The 22,229-nt window shown below is 54.5% G+C and carries 18 protein-coding genes; all 18 read left to right on the forward strand.

What is annotated here, in order from left to right; all coding sequences use genetic code 11:
* Positions 1 to 366 (forward strand): phosphomannose isomerase type II C-terminal cupin domain (locus PA598K_RS21565; protein ID WP_128658947.1); only part of this gene is annotated, 366 nt, incomplete at its 5' end.
* 11 nt (positions 367 to 377) lie between these two features.
* The gene (locus PA598K_RS21570) at positions 378 to 1,724 is read left to right on the forward strand and encodes a UDP-glucose dehydrogenase family protein (protein ID WP_128658948.1); all 1,347 of its coding nucleotides are present in this window, start codon (positions 378 to 380) and stop codon (positions 1,722 to 1,724) included.
* Positions 1,721 to 2,662, forward strand: coding sequence for an LCP family glycopolymer transferase (locus tag PA598K_RS21575; protein ID WP_128658949.1), 942 nt, complete (start codon positions 1,721 to 1,723; stop codon positions 2,660 to 2,662). The genes PA598K_RS21570 and PA598K_RS21575 overlap by 4 nt, the downstream gene beginning before the upstream one ends.
* 278 nt (positions 2,663 to 2,940) lie before the next feature.
* Positions 2,941 to 5,733: a PA14 domain-containing protein gene (locus PA598K_RS21580; RefSeq protein WP_128658950.1), complete on the forward strand. Its 2,793-nt coding sequence runs from the start codon at positions 2,941 to 2,943 to the stop codon at positions 5,731 to 5,733.
* A 73-nt stretch (positions 5,734 to 5,806) separates the two neighbouring features.
* Positions 5,807 to 8,620, forward strand: a complete 2,814-nt coding sequence (locus PA598K_RS21585; RefSeq protein ID WP_128658951.1) for a PA14 domain-containing protein — start codon at positions 5,807 to 5,809, stop codon at positions 8,618 to 8,620.
* A gap of 487 nt (positions 8,621 to 9,107) precedes the next feature.
* The gene (locus tag PA598K_RS21590; protein WP_128658952.1) at positions 9,108 to 10,130 is read left to right on the forward strand and encodes a nucleotidyltransferase family protein; all 1,023 of its coding nucleotides are present in this window, start codon (positions 9,108 to 9,110) and stop codon (positions 10,128 to 10,130) included.
* Positions 10,123 to 10,908, forward strand: coding sequence for a hypothetical protein (locus PA598K_RS36380; RefSeq protein WP_185602148.1), 786 nt, complete (start codon positions 10,123 to 10,125; stop codon positions 10,906 to 10,908). Before PA598K_RS21590 ends, PA598K_RS36380 begins: the two co-directional genes overlap by 8 nt.
* Positions 10,905 to 11,174, forward strand: a complete 270-nt coding sequence (locus tag PA598K_RS36385) for a PqqD family protein (RefSeq protein WP_185602149.1) — start codon at positions 10,905 to 10,907, stop codon at positions 11,172 to 11,174. The genes PA598K_RS36380 and PA598K_RS36385 overlap by 4 nt, the downstream gene beginning before the upstream one ends.
* Positions 11,164 to 11,616 carry a signal peptidase I gene (locus tag PA598K_RS21600; RefSeq protein ID WP_128658953.1) on the forward strand — a complete coding sequence of 151 codons (453 nt, stop codon included), beginning with the start codon at positions 11,164 to 11,166 and terminating at the stop codon, positions 11,614 to 11,616. The genes PA598K_RS36385 and PA598K_RS21600 overlap by 11 nt, the downstream gene beginning before the upstream one ends.
* A gap of 73 nt (positions 11,617 to 11,689) precedes the next feature.
* Entirely contained in the window at positions 11,690 to 13,450 is a 1,761-nt protein-coding gene (locus tag PA598K_RS37395) for an ABC transporter ATP-binding protein (RefSeq protein WP_221414165.1), read from the forward strand.
* Positions 13,451 to 13,616: 166 nt separating this feature from the next.
* Positions 13,617 to 14,372: a YveK family protein gene (locus PA598K_RS21610; RefSeq protein WP_128658955.1), complete on the forward strand. Its 756-nt coding sequence runs from the start codon at positions 13,617 to 13,619 to the stop codon at positions 14,370 to 14,372.
* Positions 14,353 to 15,021, forward strand: a complete 669-nt coding sequence (locus tag PA598K_RS21615; protein ID WP_128658956.1) for a CpsD/CapB family tyrosine-protein kinase — start codon at positions 14,353 to 14,355, stop codon at positions 15,019 to 15,021. The genes PA598K_RS21610 and PA598K_RS21615 overlap by 20 nt, the downstream gene beginning before the upstream one ends.
* A 255-nt stretch (positions 15,022 to 15,276) precedes the next feature.
* A complete protein-coding gene (locus tag PA598K_RS21620; protein WP_260405536.1) occupies positions 15,277 to 16,401 on the forward strand; it encodes a glycosyltransferase family 4 protein in 1,125 nt (374 codons plus the stop codon).
* 30 nt (positions 16,402 to 16,431) lie between these two features.
* Positions 16,432 to 17,628, forward strand: a complete 1,197-nt coding sequence (locus PA598K_RS21625; RefSeq protein ID WP_128658958.1) for a glycosyltransferase family 4 protein — start codon at positions 16,432 to 16,434, stop codon at positions 17,626 to 17,628.
* On the forward strand, positions 17,603 to 19,048 hold the full coding sequence (locus tag PA598K_RS21630; RefSeq protein ID WP_128658959.1) for an O-antigen ligase family protein: 1,446 nt from the start codon (positions 17,603 to 17,605) through the stop codon (positions 19,046 to 19,048). The genes PA598K_RS21625 and PA598K_RS21630 overlap by 26 nt, the downstream gene beginning before the upstream one ends.
* A complete protein-coding gene (locus PA598K_RS21635; RefSeq protein WP_221414166.1) occupies positions 19,045 to 19,968 on the forward strand; it encodes a glycosyltransferase family 2 protein in 924 nt (307 codons plus the stop codon). The genes PA598K_RS21630 and PA598K_RS21635 overlap by 4 nt, the downstream gene beginning before the upstream one ends.
* Positions 19,934 to 20,839, forward strand: coding sequence for a glycosyltransferase family 2 protein (locus PA598K_RS21640; RefSeq protein ID WP_128658960.1), 906 nt, complete (start codon positions 19,934 to 19,936; stop codon positions 20,837 to 20,839). Before PA598K_RS21635 ends, PA598K_RS21640 begins: the two co-directional genes overlap by 35 nt.
* An 11-nt stretch (positions 20,840 to 20,850) precedes the next feature.
* Entirely contained in the window at positions 20,851 to 22,224 is a 1,374-nt protein-coding gene (locus tag PA598K_RS21645) for an oligosaccharide flippase family protein (protein ID WP_128658961.1), read from the forward strand.
* Positions 22,225 to 22,229 lie beyond the last annotated feature (5 nt).

Raw genomic sequence — 22,229 nt, forward strand, 5'->3', positions numbered from 1 at the left:
ATGTACGAGGAGCGGCGCTGGGGACACTACCGGATCATCGATCATCTCGTCTCCGAGAGCGGGGACGAAGTGCTAACCAAGCGGATCGCGATCCGCAGCGGCTGCAATCTCAGCTATCAGTATCATCTGCGGCGCAGCGAGATCTGGACGATCATCTCTGGCGAGGGCGAGCTGGTGCAGGACGGCGAGCTGCGGCGGGTCGGCGCCGGCGACGTCGTGCGGATCCTGCCGGGCAGCTGTCATAGTATCCGCGCGGTCACGCAGCTGGAGATCATCGAGGTCCAGTCGGGACCCGAGCTGATCGAGGAGGATATCATCCGGCTCCATATGGAGTGGGAAGCCATCATGCAAGTGAGTCGGTTGTGAGGAGTGGAACGATGAGAATCGCGGTAATCGGAACAGGGTATGTCGGATTGGTGTCGGGCGTATGTTATGCGGAGCTGGGGCATCAGGTCGTCGCTGTCGATCTCGACGAGCGCAAGATCGCCACACTGCGGCAGGGCGAGGTGCCGATCCATGAGCCGGGTCTCCAAGAGATCATGCAGCGGGGGATGGCGGAGGGGCGTCTGCGCTTCACGACACAGCTCGCCGAGGCGGTAGAGGAAGCCGAGCTGGTCGTCATCGCTGTCGGCACGCCGCCGCTGCCGAGCGGCGAAGCCAACCTCGCCTACATCGAGCAGGCGGCCAGAGAGATCGCGCTGGCGCTGCGAGGGTACACGATCGTCGCCACCAAGAGCACGGTGCCGGTCGGGACCAATGAGCGGATCGCCGAGCTGATCGGCGAGCTGACCGAGCACCCCTTTGACGTCGTCTCTGTGCCGGAGTTTCTGCGCGAGGGCTCGGCGGTGCAGGATACCTTCCATCCGGACCGTATCGTCATCGGTACGAGCCGCGAGCGGCCGGTAGCGCAGCTGCTGGAGCTGCATCGGCCGCTCACGGAGTCGATCTTCGTCACCGATATCCGGAGCGCCGAGATGATCAAGTATGCGTCCAACGCCTTCCTCGCGACGAAGATCTCCTTTATTAACGAGATCGCCAACATCTGCGAGAAGGTCGGCGCGGATGTGACCAAGGTGGCGCATGGCATGGGGTACGACCGACGGATCGGACCGGCCTTCCTGAAGGCGGGCATCGGCTACGGGGGCTCCTGCTTCCCGAAGGATACGCAGGCGCTCATCCAGATCGCCGGCAATGTCGATTACGAGTTCAAGCTGCTCAAGTCGGTCGTCGAGGTGAACAAGGATCAGCGGCTCAACATTATCCGCAAGCTGGAGTCGGCGATCGGCGAGCTATCGGGCCGCGTCGTGGCGCTCTGGGGGCTGGCCTTCAAGCCGGACACCGACGATATGCGGGATGCGCCGGCGCTCGACATCATCGCCGAGCTGCGCCAAAAAGGGGCGGTGATTCGGGCCTATGATCCGATTGCGATGTCGAATGCGATGCATATAGTAAAGGATACAGCAATTGTATGGTGCGACGAAGCCATGCAGGCGGTCGAGGGAGCCGACGCGCTCTGCCTGTTGACCGAATGGCGGGAATTCGCAGCATGCGACTGGCCAGCGATGCGAGCTCTGATGCGACAGCCGGTGCTGATCGATGGTCGCAATCTGTACTCGGCCGCCGAAATGGCTGCCGCGGGGTTCGTCTACCGGAGCGTCGGCCGGTCGGACCCGGATGGACAACTCGCGGGTGCTGACTTATCGGCGAGGCAGCTGACGCGATGAGCAAACGACGCAAATTCGCCATCGGCAGCGGTATCGCGCTGCTCCTGTTGATGCTCGGCGGACTGGCTTATGGCTGGCGCATGTACAATGCTGTAGAAGATACTGCCTTGCAGATGTACGAGCAGGTCGAGGAGGAGGTACCGCTCTATGTGAGCAAGGATCCGGAGGTGAAGCAAGCGAAGAGCGCGCCTGCGCCGGAGCGTCTGAAGAAGCGGGCGTCCGTGACGATCCTTGCGCTCGGCGTGGACGAGCGGGCGGGGGACCGGGGGCGCTCGGATACGATGATGGTCATCTCGATCCATCCCGAGGAAGAGCGGATGCTGATGTTTAATATCCCGCGCGACACACGGACCGAGATCGTTGGTCGGGGCACAGTCGACAAGATCAATCACGCGTATGCGTTCGGCGGCATTCAGATGGCGAAGGCGACGGTTGAGCAGTTCCTCGATTTCCCCATCGATTATTACGTCAAGGTGAATATGGAGGGCTTCGCCCGACTGGTCGATCTGTTCGGCGGCGTCGAAGTGAACAACGAATTTGCGTTTCAATTGGACGGGCAGGCCTTTGCGGCAGGGCCACTCAAGCTGAATGGCGAAGGTGCGTTGGCATACTCGCGGATGCGGATGGATGATCCGAGAGGCGATCTGGGGCGCAATGCCCGGCAGCGCCAGGTTATCCAGGGACTACTGGCGGACGCGCTGCAGCTCTCCACCGTGACGAAGCTTGATGGACTGCTGGAGGCGGCGGGCGAGCATGTGCGCACCAACGCCAGCTTCCGGGAGCTGAAGTCGTTTGCCACAGGCTATCGCAGCGCGCTGCGCGCCAGCCGGACCGAGGAGATCAAGGGCGAGGGCAGGAAGATTGACGGCGTCTGGTATTATATCGTGGACGAGCGGGAGCGCAAGCGAATCCATGAGCTGCTGAAAAGTCAACTGTAGCCAAGCTTTACTAGCGTCACGTCACAAAGGGGTAGAGCGATTATAAGCGACATAGGACGAAGGGAGTGCGGCCACAGGCCTCTGTTTCTCGACAAAAAGCGGGAAATTATGCCTATATCTAACAATATGCTACATCCGGTATCATAGACTAGTAATTTCTACTAATTGGTAGTCTATGCACGCGGTATAGCCTCTACACCATGTGACGAAGAAGCGAGTGTGCGCTTGATGGCATGATACGCTTCAAGAATAGACAACCAAGAGAGGCTTGATGCGAAATGAGAAAATATTGGCTTGTCCTGCTCATCTCTGTGCTGGCTCTCATGACGGGGTGCTCGGTCACGCCGCTCGTCGGCGCTTTGTCGGAGCCTGCTGCCGCTGGGAAGCCTTACGAGGATTGGCGTCAACAGGAAGTGCCGTTTGGTCAGCACTCTTATTATCTGACGCCCTGGCGTTCGTATATGGACACCTGGGACAAAAATAAATACCTTGATGCCCTTGGCATCGCCTTTAACGTCCAGCCGCGAGAAGCCGATGCGGCGGCGCAAATGCTGGCCGAGGCCGGCATCGTCTCGGCGCGGGTCGAGATCGGCTGGAATGGGCTCCGCTATGAGGATGATAGCCTGCTGCGCAGCAATGTGGAGCAAGATAATCGGACGAAGCTGCAGGCGCTGGCGCGCCATGGCATCCGCCCGCTTATCCTGCTCAACTCGCATTCGGGAGATCCCGGCCCCAGCAAGGTATGGGACGGAACACTAACGCAGGCGGCGGCTAGCGGCTCCCGCGAAATCTATCTGACGTCGTCCGAGCCGATCGTGCCGTATTATACCGGCTTGAGCGGTCTCTCCCAGATGATGTATCCGGTCATTACCGCATATGACGCGGCCACGGGCAAAGCGACCTTGTCGGCCCCGCTCCCCAAAGCGCTCAACAAGGGCGCGCTAAAACTGGCCAAGCTGAAGTATCAGCCGTTCTCGGGAACCGAGTGGGCGGACGGCAAGCCTAACCCGGCGGCGCAGGATACGATCGACGGCTGGCTGAAGTATGTCGCGACCGTCACTGCCTTTGTTAAGGACACGCTCCAGAGCGAATCGTTGACCGATGTCGGCTTCGATATCGAAGTGTGGAACGAGCTGTCCTTTGGCTATCACTTCCTCGATATTAACAATTATTACAATCCCAAGCTGGAGTTCGCCAAACAGCCCGTCTATACGGAGGGCGCGCTGAAGGTAGAGGGCGCCCAGGTCATCTTCCCGCTCACGATCAATTACGTCAAGGACCCTGCCCATGGTCTGCCCGGCGTGCGGGTGATCAACGGCTTCTCCAATCAGAGGCCTTGGGATAACGGCACCGAGCTATGGGAAGGACAAGACGGCTTCAGCCGCCATTACTATACAGGCACCGACTTCATCAGTTCCAATATCAGCGCCAACAATAATAAGCTGAAGCGGGATTCGCAGCTCAATGCGCTCGGCAAGCCGCAGCAGACGAGCTTTATCCCGGTGCATACCAGCTCCTTCCCGGAGCGCTGGTATTATGCCTATCAGACCGAGTTCATCGTCCGCGACCTGCAGCCGTTCCCCGGGCCATGGAGCCTGCATCACCGGTTTGCCAACCCGGGCAACGGACAACCTGCCGAGGTATGGATGACCGAGACGAATCTCTATCGCGGCCCGTTCGCCGAGTTCCTCAGCTATAGCAGCAAGGTTCCGCTGAACGACCCGCGGATGGCCCAATTGATGCACCATATCGGCGCCAAGTCGACGCTGCGCAATTATATTTTTCAATCGCATAAAGGGGTAAAGACGCTTCATCTCTATGCAGCCAAGGAAAAGGATCATACGTTTGCGGTGTTACCGGAGGCTTTTTATACTGAACTTAAAAATCAAAACTACCAGTTAACCGAAAGCGTACGACGCGCTGCCGGCCCGCAATTGGTTGCCGTGGCGAATGTAACGCGGCTGATGCAGAGTGGCGAGCGGATTGAGCTGCCTCGGGCGATCGGCGTCAGCGAGATCAAGGCTCACCAGCCGCAGTTAGTATTCAAGGGGAATGGCACGGAGGCCCAGCCAGACCGTTACCAGGACGAGGATCTGGCAGTGCTGCCTTACCAGCTTCGAAGCAATCAATATGCAATCGGATATTATATCGTCACCCGTAATCTCACACAGGCTTGGGACAACACGAAAAATCAGCTTGATCCAAAGCGCTATGATATGCCGATGCAACGTTATGATGTGACACTGACTAATGTGAAGGGTGAACTTGCCCAAGTGCGTGCTTACGATCCGATGACCGACAAGTCGATGCCGGTGTCTATAAAGCATGCGGGAGAAGACACCTTGACCGTGCAGCTTGAAGTTACGGATTACCCACGTTTCCTGATCGTTGACGAGGCTGATACCATGCCGCTGATCGAACAGCCGGTATTACAGAAATACGAGGGCGGAGCAGAGTTTGCCTTTACCGCCAACGTGGACGGCGAAGCGTTGCTTACCTGGGGGGTGTATCCATTCCGTACAGGAGGAGCCTTTGTTGAGGAGCGTTATGCAGGAGATCAGTTCAGAGAGCGGATTGATGTCGGGGTAGCGGACAAGATCGATACGCGTGAGTTGCCTGATGGCAAAGTTGCGTATCGATGGAAAGGGACAATTAAACCCGCATATTCGGAGAAGTACACCTTTATCATCGATTCGGATACGTGTAATAACAAGGTCTATATCGACGGCAAGCTTATCGTCGAGGGCTGCGCTCAGCAGAAGATGGGCAGCATCGATCTACAAGCTGGACAAAGCTATGAGTTGCTAGTTGAATACAACAATCCCTACAACTACGTGCATCGTATCTCTCTGTATTGGGCAAGCGCCAGCCAGCCTAGGGAGGTGGTCGCTCCGGCGGCCGACGAGTTGCAGAGCCGCCGCATTTCTGTTGCGGCCGGTGAGCGCGTCCATGTGGATATTCCTGGACTGTCGACAGGCGAGGGTGTCAAATTAACGTTGCATCACTCGGGAATCACTGCATCATACCCCCAGTGGAATTATGATGTGCAGGGCGTGTTGTGGAACGAATAATGAATTTAGCTGTGTACTGAGCTTTCCCTTTAGGGGAAGGCTCTTTTTTTATATTTGTTAGGAGGTTACAAAGATGTCAATTCGGCGAAACGTCCGTACTTGGCTAAGCCGAGGTATTCTGGCCGTGCTCGCAGTGGGGGGATTGCTAGCGACCAGCGGCAGTCCAGGGTACGGAGCATGGCCAGTCCACCCTGTAGAGTTGCCTGGACGATATGTCGACTGGTCACAGCAGGAGGTGCCGTTTGGCTCGCATTCGTATTATCACGCACCATGGCGAGCGTACATGGACACCTGGGACGCTTCGCAATTGCTCGGTTCACTGGGTGTTGTATTCAACGTTGCCCCGGAGGAAGCCGATCCCACCGCCAGGCTGCTCGCAGAGGCGGGTATCGTCACGGCGCGGGTGGAGATCGGCTGGGGGATGCTAGACTATGAAGATACCGGGCGTTTGCGTCCGCAGCAAGAACGGGAGATGAGGATGGTCCTGGGGGCGCTGCGAAAGCACGGGATCCGACCGTTGATTTTGCTGAACAGCCACTCCGGCTTGCCGGCGCCGGGCCGCTCATGGGAAGCAGAGCTGCAAAAACCGGCCAAGGCAGGAGATCGAGTGCTGCAACTGAGTGCGGGCGAGAAGATCCGACCTAAATATACGGGGTTGAAGGGGATTGCACAGTTCATGTATCCCGTTATTACCAGCTATGATGTATCTAATGGACGCGCCGAACTATCGGCGCCGCTGTCAGAGAGCCTGCCAGCGGGCAAACTGGAGCTGGCAGAGCTTCGTTATCAGCCATTCTCTGGCGAGCGACTCGCGGACGGAACGACCAATGCCGCTTCTAAAGAAACAGTGGACGGCTGGATGCGATATGTGCGCACAGTAACTGGTTTCGTCAAGAATGTGATGGCGACTGACGATGAGGCCGATGCGGGCTTTGATGTGGAGGTATGGAATGAGCTGTCGTTTGGTTATCACTTCCTCGATATCAATGATTACTACGATCCACCACTGGTCTATGCGCAAGAACTCAGTTACAGCGATGGCAGTCTTAGCGAGCAAGGAGCGCAGATTATCCTACCACTGACGGCTGCATATATCGCCAAGCCGTCCAGTGAACTGCCGGGCGTGAAGGTGATTAATGGCTTTGCCAATCAACGGCCTTGGGATAACGGGACCACCCGCTGGCCGGGGCAAACGGGGTTCAGCAGGCATTACTATACGGGCTGGGACCCGGTAAGCTCGCAGATAGTCGCTGCTAACCGAACGCTCAAGCGGGATGCGATGATCGATCGACTCGGACAGCCAGATCCAAAGGGCTATATCCCGCCCCATGTCAGCGCCTTCCCTGAGCGCTGGCACTATGCGTACCAAACGGAATATGTCAGTCGCGATCTTCAGCCATTTCCCGGTCCATGGAAAAATCATTATCGCTATAGCCAGCCGGGGGACGGTAAAACTGCCGAGGTGTGGATGACTGAGAGCAATCTATATCGCGGTCAATTCGCCAAGGAGCTGGCGAGAAAAACCGGTGTGGCAATCGGAGATCGCCGTCTGTCGGCGCTGATGCATCGAATTGCTGCCAAAAGCACGCTACGCAACTATATTTTCCAGAGCCACAAAGGTGTGCAGCGCATCTATCTCTATGCAGCCAAGGGCAAGGACAGTGAATTTGCCCTACTGCCCGAAGCCTACTACGAGACATTGAAGCGCGCCAAGTACCGACTGACACCTGCTGTACGTCTAGCTGCAGGACCGCAGTTGCAGGCGCTCGGCAATTTGGTGCGGCAGTTGGAGAATGGTGAGCGAGTCGAACAGCCGCGGTTTGTTGATGTCGAGCGTATAGCCTCCGAGGACGGGACGCTCGTCTATCGTGGAGACGGTCGTTCAGTTGCGCCTGACCGATATCTAATCGAGGATCTGGCGGTGTTACCGTATCAGTTAAGCAACCATCGCTATGCGGTCGCCTACTATATCGTCACCCGCGATGTGACGGCTGTCTGGAATCCAGACAAGGGGGTATTCGATCCGCAGCGCTATGACAAGCCAGAACGGATGATAGAGGTGACGCTTTCCAACGTAGCGGGCGTTGGCGCAAAGGTGGAGGTATACGACCCGTTGACGGATACCCGGACAAAGCCGCGTGTGGCGGCTACTACGGCTACGACACTGACTGTTCAACTGCCAGTGACGGACGCCCCGCGACTGCTGCTGATCGAAGAAGATAAGCCCCAGCCGCTGATCGCCGGGGCAGAATTGCGCATGGATGGGGACGATGCGATATTGACGTTCGTACCGGAGGTCTCCGGGGAAGCGAAGATTAGTTGGGGCCCTTACCCGTGGCGCAGCGGTGGGAGCTTCCGCAAGATTACGTATGGGGATGATCTGTTACGCGAGCGCACAGGTGAGCAGCAGACATCCGGGATTGGTGGAGAACTGCCGTCGAGCAAGGGCTCGTATGAATGGACGGGTGTAATTCAGCCCGATTACAGCGAAGAGTACAGCTTCATAGTCGATGCAGCCTCTTGCAATGTGACGTTATGGATTAATGATCGTCAGATCATTGATGGTTGTTACTCGGGAGTGCAGGGAAGAGCGACATTGGTGGCAGGACGCAGCTACAACATTAAGACGACCTACAGCAGCCCATATGAACAGGAGCACCATCTCAGCCTCTACTGGGCCAGCGAAAGCCAGCAGCGGGAGTCTGTGGCCCCGGCTGCGGACGAGCGGCAGCAACAGCGCTTGCAGGTAACGGCAGGCGAGACCGTCGTGGTACGGATTGTCAATCTGAGCGTTGGGGAGGGTGTCAAGGTCAGTTTGACGTCCAAGGAGGGAATACGAGCGGTTTTTCCGTATTGGGATTATGACGTGAGCGGCGTACGCTGGTGATAGTTGGGCCAATATTTGCCCCAAAATCGTTACAGGACAGCTTGTTTGTTAAAAATACTTGACGGTAGAATTTGAATTTAGTATGATTCAGCTATGATACAAAATGTATCGTATTAAAGCTAGAAAGGGTGAGAAAAATGAAACCATATGTCAAGCCGTCTGTGTTAACACACAGCAAGGTCAAGTTCGAAACCGTGATTTCCAATTGTGTGCCGCCTAGCTTTCCTGGACAGTACCCTGGCGGGAACATTTGCGTGCATGAAGATGGAAGCTGGACTCCGCTCCCATAAAAAGTTCGACATTAGCAATCAAGATATTCTCCCGGAGATTAACTGGCCTCGGCTGGTTAATCTCTTTTTTTTATGTTATGGAAGAAAAGGAAAATAAAACTTGACATCGATCTGTGGTATCGACTACATTAAAAATATGATACAAATTGTAACAATTCTCTAGTGTACAGTCTAACTTGAGACCGGAGGAAGATGCGATGTTTGCCTTACTGAATGCCTTGTATGACAGCGATAGCGGGAACGTCCCGCCGGCTGGCCCCCAGCTGGCTGCGGACATCGAGCTGTTCGCCATGCATGCTCAGATCCATAAATTGCTCCAGCGTTGTCCACGCGTCAGAGAGTCGCTGCCGCAGGATTTGCGCCAGCGCTTGAAGCGCGAATCCGAGACGATCGGAATACAAAATCTGATGCTGCAGCATACCGAACGGCAAATTTTGAAGCAATTCGACAGCCACAGGATCGCGGCGATGCCGCTTAAGGGCACGCGCTTCGCGGAACGGTTCTTCGGCGCTCTGGCCGCCCGCGCAACCTCTGATATCGATCTGCTCGTAAGACCGGGCCAACTGGAGGAGGCGATCTCGCTCGTGCGCGATATGGGCTTCATCCTCGACAAGAAGATCCATAATCACGCCGTGCTCTATCGCCTGATTACGCCGGATATCCCGCTCATGGTGGAGCTGCACTGGACGATGGATAAGCCGCATCTCTCGGAGCTGCGGGATGAGCCATTCTGGGACTCGTCGCTGCCGATGGCCGGATTCGACGGCATCCGCGAGCTGGACGCGCTGTCGACATTCTACTTTATGCTCCTGCACGGGATGCGTCATCGGATGGAGTCGCCACGCTATCTGCTCGATCTGGCGCATATGCTGCTCGAGCATGGCGAGACGCTTGATCTGTCGGAGCTGGTCGTCCGGGCTCGCCGCGACCGCACCTATCGCCGCGTACAGGCGGCCTTGTCGATCGTCTACGGCGAATTCCCTTCGTTACATACTCGCAAGCCGCTGCCCTTCGACGTCATCGAGACGTACTGGACGTACGAGGCGATCCGCGACCGCAGGCTGGGCAAGCGCGGACTGGACGATTACCGCAACCGGATGTTTTTCCGCTTCGGAATCTTCGACACGTGGAAGCATCAGCTGCTATCGCAGCAGCCGGTCTACAAGCGGCTGGGCAAGCGACCATCCGACATGAAGGCAAAGGAGATGCCCTATGGTTAAGCTAAACCTGCAGATTGCAGAGCATCGCTTCGAGGTGACGACCTATGCGTCGGAGCTTGCCGACTTCTTGTCGGCTAACTATCTGCCAGCAGACCCGTCGGAGCAGCCGCCGGATATGATGCTCGTCATCCATGATGGCTACGGGCGACCGTTCGAGACGTATGATGTCGCAGCGAGCGCTAGCGACGGCGTCCTGCTGTTCGTCCGCAGCGACTATCGGATCGATGTCGATGAGGACTTCACCCGCGCCTCGGTGCAGGTGCACGATACGTTCGCGCTCAAGCATGCGATGATGAATCTGTACAGCGCCTTCGCTGCCCAACGCGGCTGGGGCTTGCTGCTTCACTCCTCATGCATCATGGAGCGCGAGCAGGCTTATCTGTTCGCCGGCCCGTCTGGCGCGGGCAAGTCGACGGTGGCGCTGCTCTCCCAGCCGCGGCCGGTGCTGTCGGACGAGGCGACCATCGTCAAGATCGGCGAGGGGGAGACGATCGTTTACGATTCGCCGTTCCGCAGCGACAGCGGCCCGCCGAGCCGCCGCGAGGGCGTGCCGCTGTCCGCGATCCAGCTGCTGCGCCAGTCGCAGCATATCCATCGGCAGCGGCTACCGCAGATGGATGGCTTGATGGGCATTATGGACAAGGTGTTTTTCTGGGCAGCCGATGTGGCGCAGACACAGCAAGTGATGCGGCTTTGCCACAAGCTGGCGACGAATGTGCCGGTGTACGAGCTGCAATTTCAAAAAAACGATCGATTCTGGGAGGCGATCAGCTTATGACGCAATACGTATGGAGCGAGGACTGCAGCGAAGCAGTCGAGATGGACGATGCCTGGGTCATCCTGCATCCGGGACAATTCACGGTAACCAAGGTCAACGAAACGGGCGGCCTGTGCTGGAATCTGCTACGTGAGCCGAGCAGTCCCGATACGCTGACGGCAGCGCTGCTGTCGTCCTACGCGATCACAGCGGAGGAAGCGCAGGCGGATGTCGAAGCCTTCCTGAGCCAGATGCGGGAGATCGGGCTGATCCGAGATGCAGGCTGATCTCGAAGCGATCCGCATGGTCAAGCATCGTGTCGATCATCGGGGATACATCGATCTGCCCTCGAGCGGTCAGAGCATGTATCCGCTGATCCGGCAAGGCGATCTATGCCGCTTCGTCCGCTGCGAGCGCCAGGAGCTCGCGCCGGGAGATATCATCCTCTTCCGCTCGCGCGAGGGGAGGCTCGTCGGTCACCGCTATCTGTATACGAGTCGGCAGGGGGAGGAGTCGTGGCTCGTGTGCAAGGGAGATTCCAATGTGCGGCATGATGCGCCTATCCCTTACCGCGAGGTGATCGGCAAGCTGCTGTGGATCAAATCGGCCCGTCGCATGACGCTCTCCACCCACTATCGCGCTCGCTTGCTGGGCCGCACCTTCACCCGGTTCCCCGGGTGCTCCCGCTATGTCGCCCTGTATCTGCGCTGGAAGGCCAAAATACTGTGAAGGCTGAGGTAACGCCATGAGGATCCTCTCCAAGCTCAACGCTCGCATCAAAAGCCTGCTGGAGATCGGCGAGATGAAACAACCCGTCCAACTGATCTACTCTTATATGAAGCGATACAAGTCGCTCTATGCCGAGCTGTTCCTGCTCATGCTGGTCGGCATCGTCCTGACCATCTCCTACTCCTGGTTCCTGAAGCAGATCACCGATTCGGCGTTGCTCGGCGACGTCGCCACGGTCAAGAACCTGATCCTGATGGGCGTCCTGTTCATCCTGATCAACGGCATCATCAACTATCGTGTGATGGTCTCTGGCGCCGCCGCCGTCCAGCAGGTGAAGCGAGATATAAAAAACGACCTGCTCCACCATATGCTGCGTCTGCCGGCAAGCTATTACAACAAGCATCACTCGGGGCAGATGGTGTCGCACCTGACCAATGACGTAAGCGGGATGGATGGCGCGATCGGCACCAATGTGCTCGAGATGATCCGTTTGCCGCTGATGGCGGTCGCAGCCTTCGCGTACCTGGCGACGATCAATCTGGAGCTGACGCTCATCTGCATCGCCATCGGACCGCTAGCCGCTGCGGCGGGTGCTGTCTTCGGCAAGCTGTTGCGTCGGCGCAGCCGCGAGATACAAGGTCTTCTCAGCCGTATCCAGGTGTTCCTCAATGATACCTTTGCTGCGCATACGGTGCTGCGCGCCTTCCAGATGGAGCGCAGGACGCATGAGCGGTATAACGAGCACAATGAATCGCTGCTGAAGCTGGAGCTGCGGATGGCGAAGCTGCGCGGCTGGTTCCAGGTCGGATCCGGCGCGGCCGGAACGATCGCTTTTTTTATGAGTATGGGCCTAGGAGCGATATACGTGGCGCAAGGAAGGATGTCGGTGGGCTCGCTGCTCGCCTTCGTCAGCCTGATGAATTACCTGATCTCGCCTATGACGGGGATGGCGGGACTTTGGGGCGCGTTCCAGCGCTCGCTCGCCGTCGTGGAGCGACTCGTCGGCCTGCTTCGCACACCGCCGGAGACGGAGTCGCTGCCGGCGCCGACTACGCCGACACGGCAGGCGCCCGAGCTCCGCTTCGAGGAGGTTGCCTTCGGCTACGAGGAGGGTCAACGCGTCCTTGAGCGGTTCGATCTGAGCATCCCTGCAGGTCGCGTGACGGCCTTGGTCGGACCGAGTGGAGCGGGCAAGAGCACGCTGCTCAGCCTCGCGCTCGGATTTTATCATCCGGAGCGTGGGCGAGTGCGGATGGACGACGATGATACGGCGACACTGCCGCTGGAGGCGTGGCGCAGCCGCATCGCTTATGTACCGCAGGAGACGTATCTGTTCGCCGGCACGATCGGCGACAATATCGGCTGCGGCCGCGACGGCGCGACGCAGGAGGAGATCGAGCGGGCCGCCGTCGCAGCGGGCATCCACAGCTTCATCGCCTCGCTGCCGGAAGGCTACGAGAGCGAGGTCGGCGAACGGGGCGTCAAGCTCTCCGGCGGCCAGCGCCAACGGGTCGCGATCGCCCGGGCGCTCGTCAAGGACGCGCCGATCCTGCTGCTCGACGAGGCGACCTCGGCGCTCGACAGCGAGACCGAGCAGGAGGTGCGCGAGGCGCTCGAGCGACTGATGGAAGGGCGGACGACGCTCGTCATCGCTCACCGGCTGTCGACGATCAAGCACGCCGACGTCATCGTAGTGCTCGACGAAGGTAAGATTGTCGAGCAAGGCACGCATCATCAACTGATGGAAGCCAAAGGCATGTATCATCGGCTCTACAATATGCAATACCGCCAGCAGGACAGGGGGGACGGTTTGCGATTGACGGCCAACTCCTAATCGACGCCTCTTCGACGGCTCCCCCTGCCTGTCGACGAGGCGACGTCGCGTAGTTTTGCGATGAAACGGCGTGAAAAAAAGATTTGACATGATACAAAATGTATCATATAGTAACCGGTAAGGGATGCTACGTTTTGTAGCATAAATTCAGGAGGCTCGGAGGGAAATGACATTGGAGATTAAAGAATACGCCCGGGTAATTTTCAAACGACTCTGGATTGTCGTTGCCTGCGCTATCGTTGCAACAGTCACAACGGCCTATTACACCTACTCGACGTTTCAGCCAGTATACGAAGCGTCAACCAAACTGATTATTAACAATACGATTGGTCAATCCGGTAGCGAACAGATCGATTACGGCACACTCACCTTTACACGGATGTTCCTTGACACCTATCGGGAAATAATTAATACGCCAGCAATCATGGGGAAGGTAGTCGAGCGTCACCCGGAGTTGCAGCTTACAACCAATCAACTCATCCAGAGCGTCCAGGTGTTAACGACCAATACCTCGCAGGTGATGACGCTTCGGGTATACAATACCAGCTACGAGCGGGCAGCTACGGTCGTCAATACCGTCTCTCGCGTCTTCCAAGAGCAGGTGCCTGTCATCATGAAGGTGGACAACATAACGATTCTCAACGAAGCGCCGCTGGATGGCAACCCGCCCCCGGTGAATGACAAGCGGACTCAGACGGTCGCCATGAGCTTTGCAATCTCGCTGTTGTTCGGCATCGCGCTTTGCTTCCTTCTGGAGTATCTGGACGATACGTTGAAGACCGAGGAGGACATTTCGCAAGTATTCGGGGCGCCGACGCTGGCGAGCGTCGTCCGCATCCGCAAGAGCGATCTAAAGCATAAACGACAGTCGTATTCCCATCCGAAAGCAGGTGACTCTAACTATGCGGCCATCACCAAGTAGCCAACCACTGATTATGGATATTAATCCCGAATCAGCGATCGCCGAAGCTTACCGAGCGATTCGGACGCGCATCGCATTTCCCGCCGACGGCAAAGAATTGAAGGTCATCATGATTACTTCCACCAAAAAAGGCGAGGGCAAATCGAGCACGGCGGCCAATGTCGCTATCTCGATCGCCCAGACTGGCAAAAGAGTCGTCCTGATCGACGCTGATTTGCGGCGACCGGCGCTGCATCAAATGTTCGGCGTGATCAATCACACCGGACTCGCCAATTTTCTGGCTAATCTATCCGTAGAACCTCAGGAAGTCGTGCGCTCGCTGCATATCGAAAATCTCGCATTTATCCCTTCGGGGCTGACGCCGCCTAATCCTGCCGAGCTGCTAACGATGCCACGCATGGATGAGTTGCTGGAGTATTTGAAGCAGGCCTACGACGTTATCATCGTCGATACTCCGCCCGCACTCTCTGTCTCCGATGCACAGATCGTCGCGGCCAAGTCGGACGGAGTTGTCGTTGTCGTCGAATACGGCAAGGTGAACCGTTCCAATGCGAAAAAGGTGAGCTTCTATCTAAATCAGGTCAATGCGAAGCTACTTGGTGTCGTCCTCAACAAGGTCAAACGAAAGGGGCTTCATGTCTATCAATAAATAATAATACGAAGCCAAGGTAACGTCTGCTGTACCTTTATCACTGCAGACACTCGGCCATGCTGTGGGTCTGGCGGCCTTAGACGCTTGTCGTCAAGGGTATGGCGTGAGGGCGGGTTTGATGCCCGGTTATAGACACAGACATAGAAGCCTTAAGTAGGTCGTTTTGCGGCGATGGTAGTCTGCCAAAACGGCTTAGTTAAGGTTTCTATATATAAAGTAGAGGGAGAGAATAAGATGAGGGTGGGAGTCGTCATGCCACTGGCCAGTCAGCGTGGAGGCGCTGAACTGATGCTGCTGCATCTGCTGAAGGCCAACCGGGAGGAAGGCCAAATCGAATACAAGATAGTGTTTCTAGAGCACGGACCAATGGTCGAAACAGTGGCTTCTCTTGGTTACGAGACAGAGGTATTGGAAGCGGGCAGAGTACGGAATGTGTTGAAGTATGTATCGCTGGTTATCCAACTGAAGCGCTGGATCAGAAGACATGGGCTTGAAGCGGTCATGTCCTGGATGACCAAGGCCCATCTCTATGCCGGGCCAGCTGCATGGATGACAAAAACGCCAGCGGTCTGGTGGCAGCACGGGGTAAGTGGCAAGAGCGGACTGCAACGCATCATTGATCTCCTACCTGCAAGAGCTGTGGTTTGCTGCTCGCAATCGGTCGAAAGGTTGCAATCCAAAGCGCTCCCCGATATGCCGACGAAAGTGGTGTATCCCGCAATCGACGCCGAGCTGGTCTCGCGCACACAGACTGTTACGCCGACGGATGCGCGAAGACAACTTGGGCTGCCCACGAGCGGTCCGATCGTAGGTATTGCGGCGCGGTTGCAAAGGTGGAAAGGGGTTCATATCTTTGTCCAAGCGGCTGAATATGTACATGCGCAGCACCCGGACGCCTATTTTGTCGTGATCGGTGGAGAGCATTTCTCGGAGCCCCAATACCTTGATGAGCTGCAAGAGCAAGCCAACCAGGCAGGTCTGGGCGGTCGGATAAGGTTCGCTGGACATCAAGACAATCCTACCCTGTGGATGCAGGCTTTTGATATTGTTGTCCATACTTCTACGAGTTTTGAGCCCTTTGGTATGGTTATTATCGAAGGGATGGCGCTTGGCAAAGGTGTCGTTGCCTCGAAATCCGGAGGGCCCGAAGAAATTCTTCAGGATGGCATCAATGGCTTGCTCGTGAAGCCGAACGATGCTGTATCGCTCGCTGAAGCCATCGGGCGACTGATTGATTCCGACGAGGAAATGCAAACTTTGGGTCAGCATGCACAGCTGCGCGCAGCGGAGTTTAGCTCCATCCGGCTAGCGCTCGATATGGCAACTTTGATGAATGAGCTGCCCGTTACTCTGGAACCACGACCGGTCTCCACGTAATCGATTCTTCATCTGCGAGGTGGTTTTGAGATGAGAAAGAAACCTGTCATTGTCTATGTCGCCCATGATGTAGGTGGACCAGGCGGCATGGAGCTTCACCTGGAAGAAGTTATACAACGTCTCAAAAATGAGTGCGAGTTGATCGTTGTCTCGAGCTCCCTGAAGCTCAAAAACGCCGAGGGTGTTCGCCACATTCGGATACCTGTCATCACGAGACCGGTTCCGGTAAGATTAATCCTGTTTTCCATATTTGCGTCGTTGCGTATCGTCTTTCTCAAGCGAGATATTTTACATACAACAGGAGCCATCGTATTTAATCGAGCGGAGTTTTCGACCGTGCATTTTTGTCACGACGGTTACCTTCAGGCGGTAGGCAATACGCGATCCGAGCTGAATCAATCGATCTGGAAGAAGTGGAATAGTCGGATCGCCGGCGGCATTGCTCGCAGCATGGAAAAATTAGTCTATCGGCCCGAGAGAACGAAGCAATTGATTGCTGTATCCAAGCGTGTCAAAAGAGAACTGCTCGCAGCTTTTCCTTATCAAGAACAAGAGATCGCTGTTATACCTAATGGTGTTGATCTTGGGCGCTTTAAGCCTTGTACGCAAGCAGAGAAAATAGCATTCCGCAGCCAGTATGGACTTGCTGAATCATCGACATACTTGTTGTTCATGGGGGGGGACTGGTCCAGGAAGGGTTTGGATCTGTTGGTGGAGGCCTTCGTGATTCTGGCGGACCGATACCCCGATGTCGGACTGTTGGTAGTAGGCAAAGGCGATCCTCAACCTTATCTTCAACGATTAAGCGAGAGTCACCGCAACCGTGCAGTATTTGTCGGCAAGCAGCCTAGACCCGAGGAATGGATGGCTTTAAGCGACATTTTCGTCTTCCCTTCCAGCTATGAGACATTCTCGCTTGTCGTCCATGAAGCCGCAGCGGCCGGCCTGACAATTTTTACGACTGAGGTCGGCGGTATTGAGGATTTGATCCGAGATGGTCAAGACGGCATTTATATAGAGCGAGACAGTAGAAGCCTGGCTGAAGCCTTGGCCCAGGTACTGGAACAACCCCAAGCCTATCGCCAGCTTGGAACGCAGGCCAGGGAACGCGTTAGCCCTTTGACTTGGGAACATACGTATCGGGAAATGATGGGGCAATACCAGAGGATGCTGACGACGACACAAAACAGGGGGGGCCGATTTGAATACGTTAACCGTGAAACTTAGAGACAATGGTCTATTGCGCTCCTTCCTGTTGATTGTCGCCATCATTGGCTCAAGTTATATTCTTGGTCGCTTTGCATTAAATCCAGGTATGACTCGATTGTTGCTGTTTACAGTGTTCTTTCTTATTGCGATGTCCCTTAGCTTGCGCAACCCGATTTTTGTATTATATAGCCTGCTTTTGTATTTGCCGCTAATGGGATTTTTTCGTCGTTTGCTGATCCCCTACGCGGGATGGAGTGGTTTTGACCCGCTTGTAGTGCTGGCGCCTTCTGTTGTTTTGCTGCTAGGCTCTTACTGGGTGTACAAAACCTACGTCGGACGAGAGCCCATTGAAGCAGATACTCGGATCTTCAAGCTGATTCGCATTTTATTGTTGCTGTCTTTCCTGCAAGTGTTTAATCCGCTCCAGGGCTCTCTTATGGTTGGACTGGGCGGGATGATTTTCTACATCGTGCCGCTCACCTGGATGCTAATGGGCCGATTATATGTCAATGAGCGATGGATCAAGCGGATTCTTGCAACGATAGTCATAATGGGCGTTATTAGTCTTTTGTACTCCTTGAAGCAAGTCCATCTCGGGTTCTTCAGCTTCGAAGAAGCGTGGATTGAGATATCCGGTTACGCGGCATTAATGGTAGGTCAGAACTCCCGAGGATTCTCGTTTTTCACCAGCGCTGCCGAATATGCGCAGTATATTTTACTAGGTGGTGTGATTTGCTGGGTAGCCTTGCTCAAGGCCAAAGCACAGTGGAAGGTGGTGGCGGCACTTTTGCTGCCGCTTTTTTCCTACGCTCTGATGATGACAGGAAGCCGAACGCCAGTTATCATGTTCATCTTGGCGCTGGCTATCATTACAGTAGTCAATGCAAGAACGAACAAGACCCGTATTCTACTCACAGGCTTGGTTGCTGTTGCGGTCGTCATAGCATACCAATACATCATTAATATCGACGCCGGCGAAAATGAACTAATTGCCAGACAGGTAAATGGTCTGGCCAATCCAATGGATGAAGAGCATTCGACGTTAGGCTTGCATTGGGAATACTTTTCCAGTGGGATGAGGAACGGATTGACCAATCCAATCGGAAGCGGATTGGGCAGCACAACGTTAGCGGGGATGAAATTCTCGGATGGCAGTAGCAATTCTGAGGTCGATATTAGCAATATGTTCACGTCAACAGGGTTGTTTGGCGGGATACTCTATATGATGATTGTGTTTCATGTCATGAGACTGGCATATCATCATTGCCGCCACAATAGTGTGAACCTGTGCGTTTTCGGTATTTTGCTTGCGACGCTAGGAACATGGTTGATTGGAGGCAACTACACAACGGTAGCTATTGTATGGCTATGTATAGGATACCTGGACCGACAGTCTGCCAGAGAATCGAGTGCGGCGAGAGAGGAGGGACGGATGTGATCACGGTTATTATACCGACATACAAACGGACAAATAGTTTGCTTGCTTGTCTTAAAGGGCTGCAGCGTCAATTGGTGTTGCCTGATGAGGTTATTGTAGTCGTTAGAGATACGGATTTTGAAACGATTGCCGCTTTGCGTCAAAAGTTTACGCCATTGACAGTCAGAGTAACGATTATTACGGTTACGGGGACGGTTGCTGCTTTGAATAAAGGACTGGCAAGCAGCAAGGGAGACATTATAGCAATTACCGATGATGATACCGTACCGCGAAAAGAGTGGCTCTATCATATCCAGCGTAATTTTAACGCTGATCCCGAAGTTGGCGGTGTCGGCGGCCGGGATTGGGTGCATAGCGGAGGCGTTGTCCTGAATGGAGAGAAGGAACGAATCGGCAGAATCCATTGGTTTGGAAAGGTCGTAGGCAATCACCACTTGGGAACGAAGGTGCAGGAGGTCGATTTATTGAAAGGGGCCAATATGAGCTATCGACGGAAAGCGATCTCCGGAATTTGGTTTGACGAACGGCTCAAAGGGAACGGCGCTCAGGTGCACAATGATATGGCCTTTAGTTTGGAGGTCAAGCGGGCGGGTTGGAAGCTGGTATATGACCCACTGGTTGCGGTGGATCATTTCCCTGCTCAGCGATTCGACGAGGACAAGCGAAACAGTTTTAATTCCATCGCGCAGTACAACAGTGCCTACAATGAAACTTTAACGATCCAACAGTATTTGGGACCATTCAAAAGTAAAGTTTTTTTACTCTGGTCGGTATTCATCGGCACTTCAACGGCTCCCGGTCTGTTGCAGGTGTTTAGATTGTTTGTCACCGGAAAATACGATCATCTGTTGAAAAAATTTATTGCAACGCAAAGGGGACGATGGAATGCAAACGGCATATCAACCAAGGGGAGAATTTAAACTGTCGGTCTGCATCTGTACACGAAATCGTCCCGATGAACTGGCGAAGGCTTTGATATCCGTCCAAAACTCCTCTTATCCAATACATGAGACGATCGTCTCCGATGACAGTACGGATCTACGAACGATGGAGATGGTCAAGGTTCATTTTCCGGAAGTCATCGTGATGGAAGGGCCCAAGAAAGGCCTTTGCGCCAACCGCAATCATGCGTTATCAAGGGTGAGCGGCACTCATGTGTTGTTTATTGATGATGATGTGTTGCTGGGCGAATCCTTTGTAGAGAGTATCTACGCGTATCTCTTGGAGCATGACTTGCTTGATGGGGAGCATATTGTGACCGGTCTTGAGTATCGCAATCAGCATCTGATTCATCCTCATGACCAAAGCTTTCTAGGCTTTCAAACCAAAATGTACGGCAGTGGCGAGCCGATAAAAACGGTCGTTATCAATAGCACCATATTTCCAAGAAGGTTATTCGATACCTTTCGTTTTGATGAGCTATTGCGCTACGGTTACGACGAAGTCGATCTGACAACACGTGCAAGCGGGGCGCGCTATACGATTCATATTTGCGAACGGGCGGTCAATCAGCATTACCCAGCCGAGGCTAATCGTGATTATTACAAGCCTTATATTGATGCCTCCAGGCTGTATGTCACATATAAGCGCTACCGGTACAGCGAGCAGAGCCTGTGGAAAAGCAGTTGTTTCCTGGGGACGGCAGTTCTGCATGTTGTGCTGCATGGCCTTATAAAAAACGGCTGGTCTGGCTTCAAGCAAGCAGGATTTACACTGAAAACCACTGCTAGCTATATCCGCGCATATGAAAAAAACGTTCACATGGATCAGGTTCCATTGAATGCGAGTTAGGAGTGTATTCAATGAGGAGCGTTGCCAACTGGCGGGCTAGCCTGCTCTCTTTCGGCGGACAAAAAACGTCGAGCTTTGTTTCGGCGGCAAGCAAAGTATTGTTCTCGTCCGTATGCTTAATGGCATTGAATATGGGGACAGGTATTTTGGTTGCTCGGTTTTTGGGGCCTGAGGGGAGAGGTGAGCAAGCGGCCATGATTATGTGGCCTCAATTTATTGCCTTCACCTTAACGTTTGGCATTCCGTCATCTTTAGTTTACTACTATAAGAAGAATAAAGCATTTGCTTCTGATTATTTTACGGTTTCGATCCTATTTGCAGCTGTGTTAGGTTTAATTGCAGCCGCAATTGGGGTTTTCTTTGTACCACAATTTCTCTCGGAGTATAGCCCCGCCGTTATTATATACGTTCAGTTGTCAATGATCCTTTGTCCGATTGTTTTACTCTCGGCCTACATGAGCTCAGCGTTGCAAGCGTATGACAATTACCGACTGCTTAATTTATCCAAAACCAGCGGACCCTTTATCTCGCTTGTTCTTATAATTGTCTTGATTGCTACGGGCCAAGTAACACCGATGTTAACGGCGACCGCTTACTTGGCAAGCGGTTTGCCTGTTGCTGCTGTTGTATTCTATGTGATTTACAAGCAGATCAAGCTATCCTTCCGAAGTCTTAAGCAACGCAGCAAAGAGTTATTTGGTTATGGTATTCGTGCTTATGCAGTAGACTTGCTGGGCACGATCTCGATGCAATTAGATCAGATTCTCGTCGTAGCCATGCTGACGCCGACGCAGATGGGGTATTACTCTGTTGCCTTGGCTCTCTCCAAGTTACCCAAAATCATTCAAACGACCATTGTCACCGTATTGTTTCCGAAGGCTTCGGGGAATGACGAGCAAACCGTTCTCAGAATGACGTTGGTTTCTTTCCGGATCGGCGTTGCCGTCACTGGACTATTTTGTATAGCAGCGATTTTTCTCAGCTCGTTTGCTATTGAATGGCTCTATGGGCATGAATTTCTTAACGCTGTTACTACAGTGCAAATTTTGCTGGTACGCGAGATTGTAGCCAGCGGCGTAGGCATTATGATCCAGTTTTTTATGGCTAACGGTAAGCCGGGCTTCATCTCGATCATGGAGGCAATCGGCATCTCGCTGAACGTTCCGCTTATGCTATGGCTGCTCCCAGCCTACGGCCTGCCAGGAGTCGCCATCGCCTTGCTGGCCACCGCACTTGTACGCCTGGCCTTCGTATCGATCATGCTGCGACGTCGATACCCGGGCAAGGTCCAGTTAATTTTGAATGGCTCAGATATTCGACTGATCATGCAGGAACTGCGTAAATTGATGGATAAACTGAAGAAACGGCGAGAACAAAGCAGCTAGAACAT

Origin of the sequence: Paenibacillus sp. 598K (genome assembly GCF_003851045.1) — a bacterium.
Classification (GTDB): Bacteria; Bacillota; Bacilli; order Paenibacillales; family Paenibacillaceae; genus Paenibacillus_D.

Excerpts from the sequence above, each read along its gene's own strand:
- PA598K_RS21585 (WP_128658951.1), top strand. The coding sequence starts at position 5,807 with ATGTCAATTCGGCGAAACGTCCGTACTTGGCTAAGCCGAGGTATTCTG.
- PA598K_RS21620 (WP_260405536.1), top strand. The coding sequence starts at position 15,277 with ATGCCACTGGCCAGTCAGCGTGGAGGCGCTGAACTGATGCTGCTGCAT.
- PA598K_RS21600 (WP_128658953.1), top strand. The coding sequence starts at position 11,164 with ATGCAGGCTGATCTCGAAGCGATCCGCATGGTCAAGCATCGTGTCGAT.
- PA598K_RS21575 (WP_128658949.1), top strand. The coding sequence starts at position 1,721 with ATGAGCAAACGACGCAAATTCGCCATCGGCAGCGGTATCGCGCTGCTC.
- PA598K_RS21615 (WP_128658956.1), top strand. The coding sequence starts at position 14,353 with ATGCGGCCATCACCAAGTAGCCAACCACTGATTATGGATATTAATCCC.
- PA598K_RS21580 (WP_128658950.1), top strand. The coding sequence starts at position 2,941 with ATGAGAAAATATTGGCTTGTCCTGCTCATCTCTGTGCTGGCTCTCATG.
- PA598K_RS21625 (WP_128658958.1), top strand. The coding sequence starts at position 16,432 with ATGAGAAAGAAACCTGTCATTGTCTATGTCGCCCATGATGTAGGTGGA.
- PA598K_RS21645 (WP_128658961.1), top strand. The coding sequence starts at position 20,851 with ATGAGGAGCGTTGCCAACTGGCGGGCTAGCCTGCTCTCTTTCGGCGGA.
- PA598K_RS21570 (WP_128658948.1), top strand. The coding sequence starts at position 378 with ATGAGAATCGCGGTAATCGGAACAGGGTATGTCGGATTGGTGTCGGGC.
- PA598K_RS37395 (WP_221414165.1), top strand. The coding sequence starts at position 11,690 with ATGAAACAACCCGTCCAACTGATCTACTCTTATATGAAGCGATACAAG.
- PA598K_RS36385 (WP_185602149.1), top strand. The coding sequence starts at position 10,905 with ATGACGCAATACGTATGGAGCGAGGACTGCAGCGAAGCAGTCGAGATG.
- PA598K_RS36380 (WP_185602148.1), top strand. The coding sequence starts at position 10,123 with ATGGTTAAGCTAAACCTGCAGATTGCAGAGCATCGCTTCGAGGTGACG.
- PA598K_RS21590 (WP_128658952.1), top strand. The coding sequence starts at position 9,108 with ATGTTTGCCTTACTGAATGCCTTGTATGACAGCGATAGCGGGAACGTC.
- PA598K_RS21610 (WP_128658955.1), top strand. The coding sequence starts at position 13,617 with ATGACATTGGAGATTAAAGAATACGCCCGGGTAATTTTCAAACGACTC.
- PA598K_RS21640 (WP_128658960.1), top strand. The coding sequence starts at position 19,934 with ATGCAAACGGCATATCAACCAAGGGGAGAATTTAAACTGTCGGTCTGC.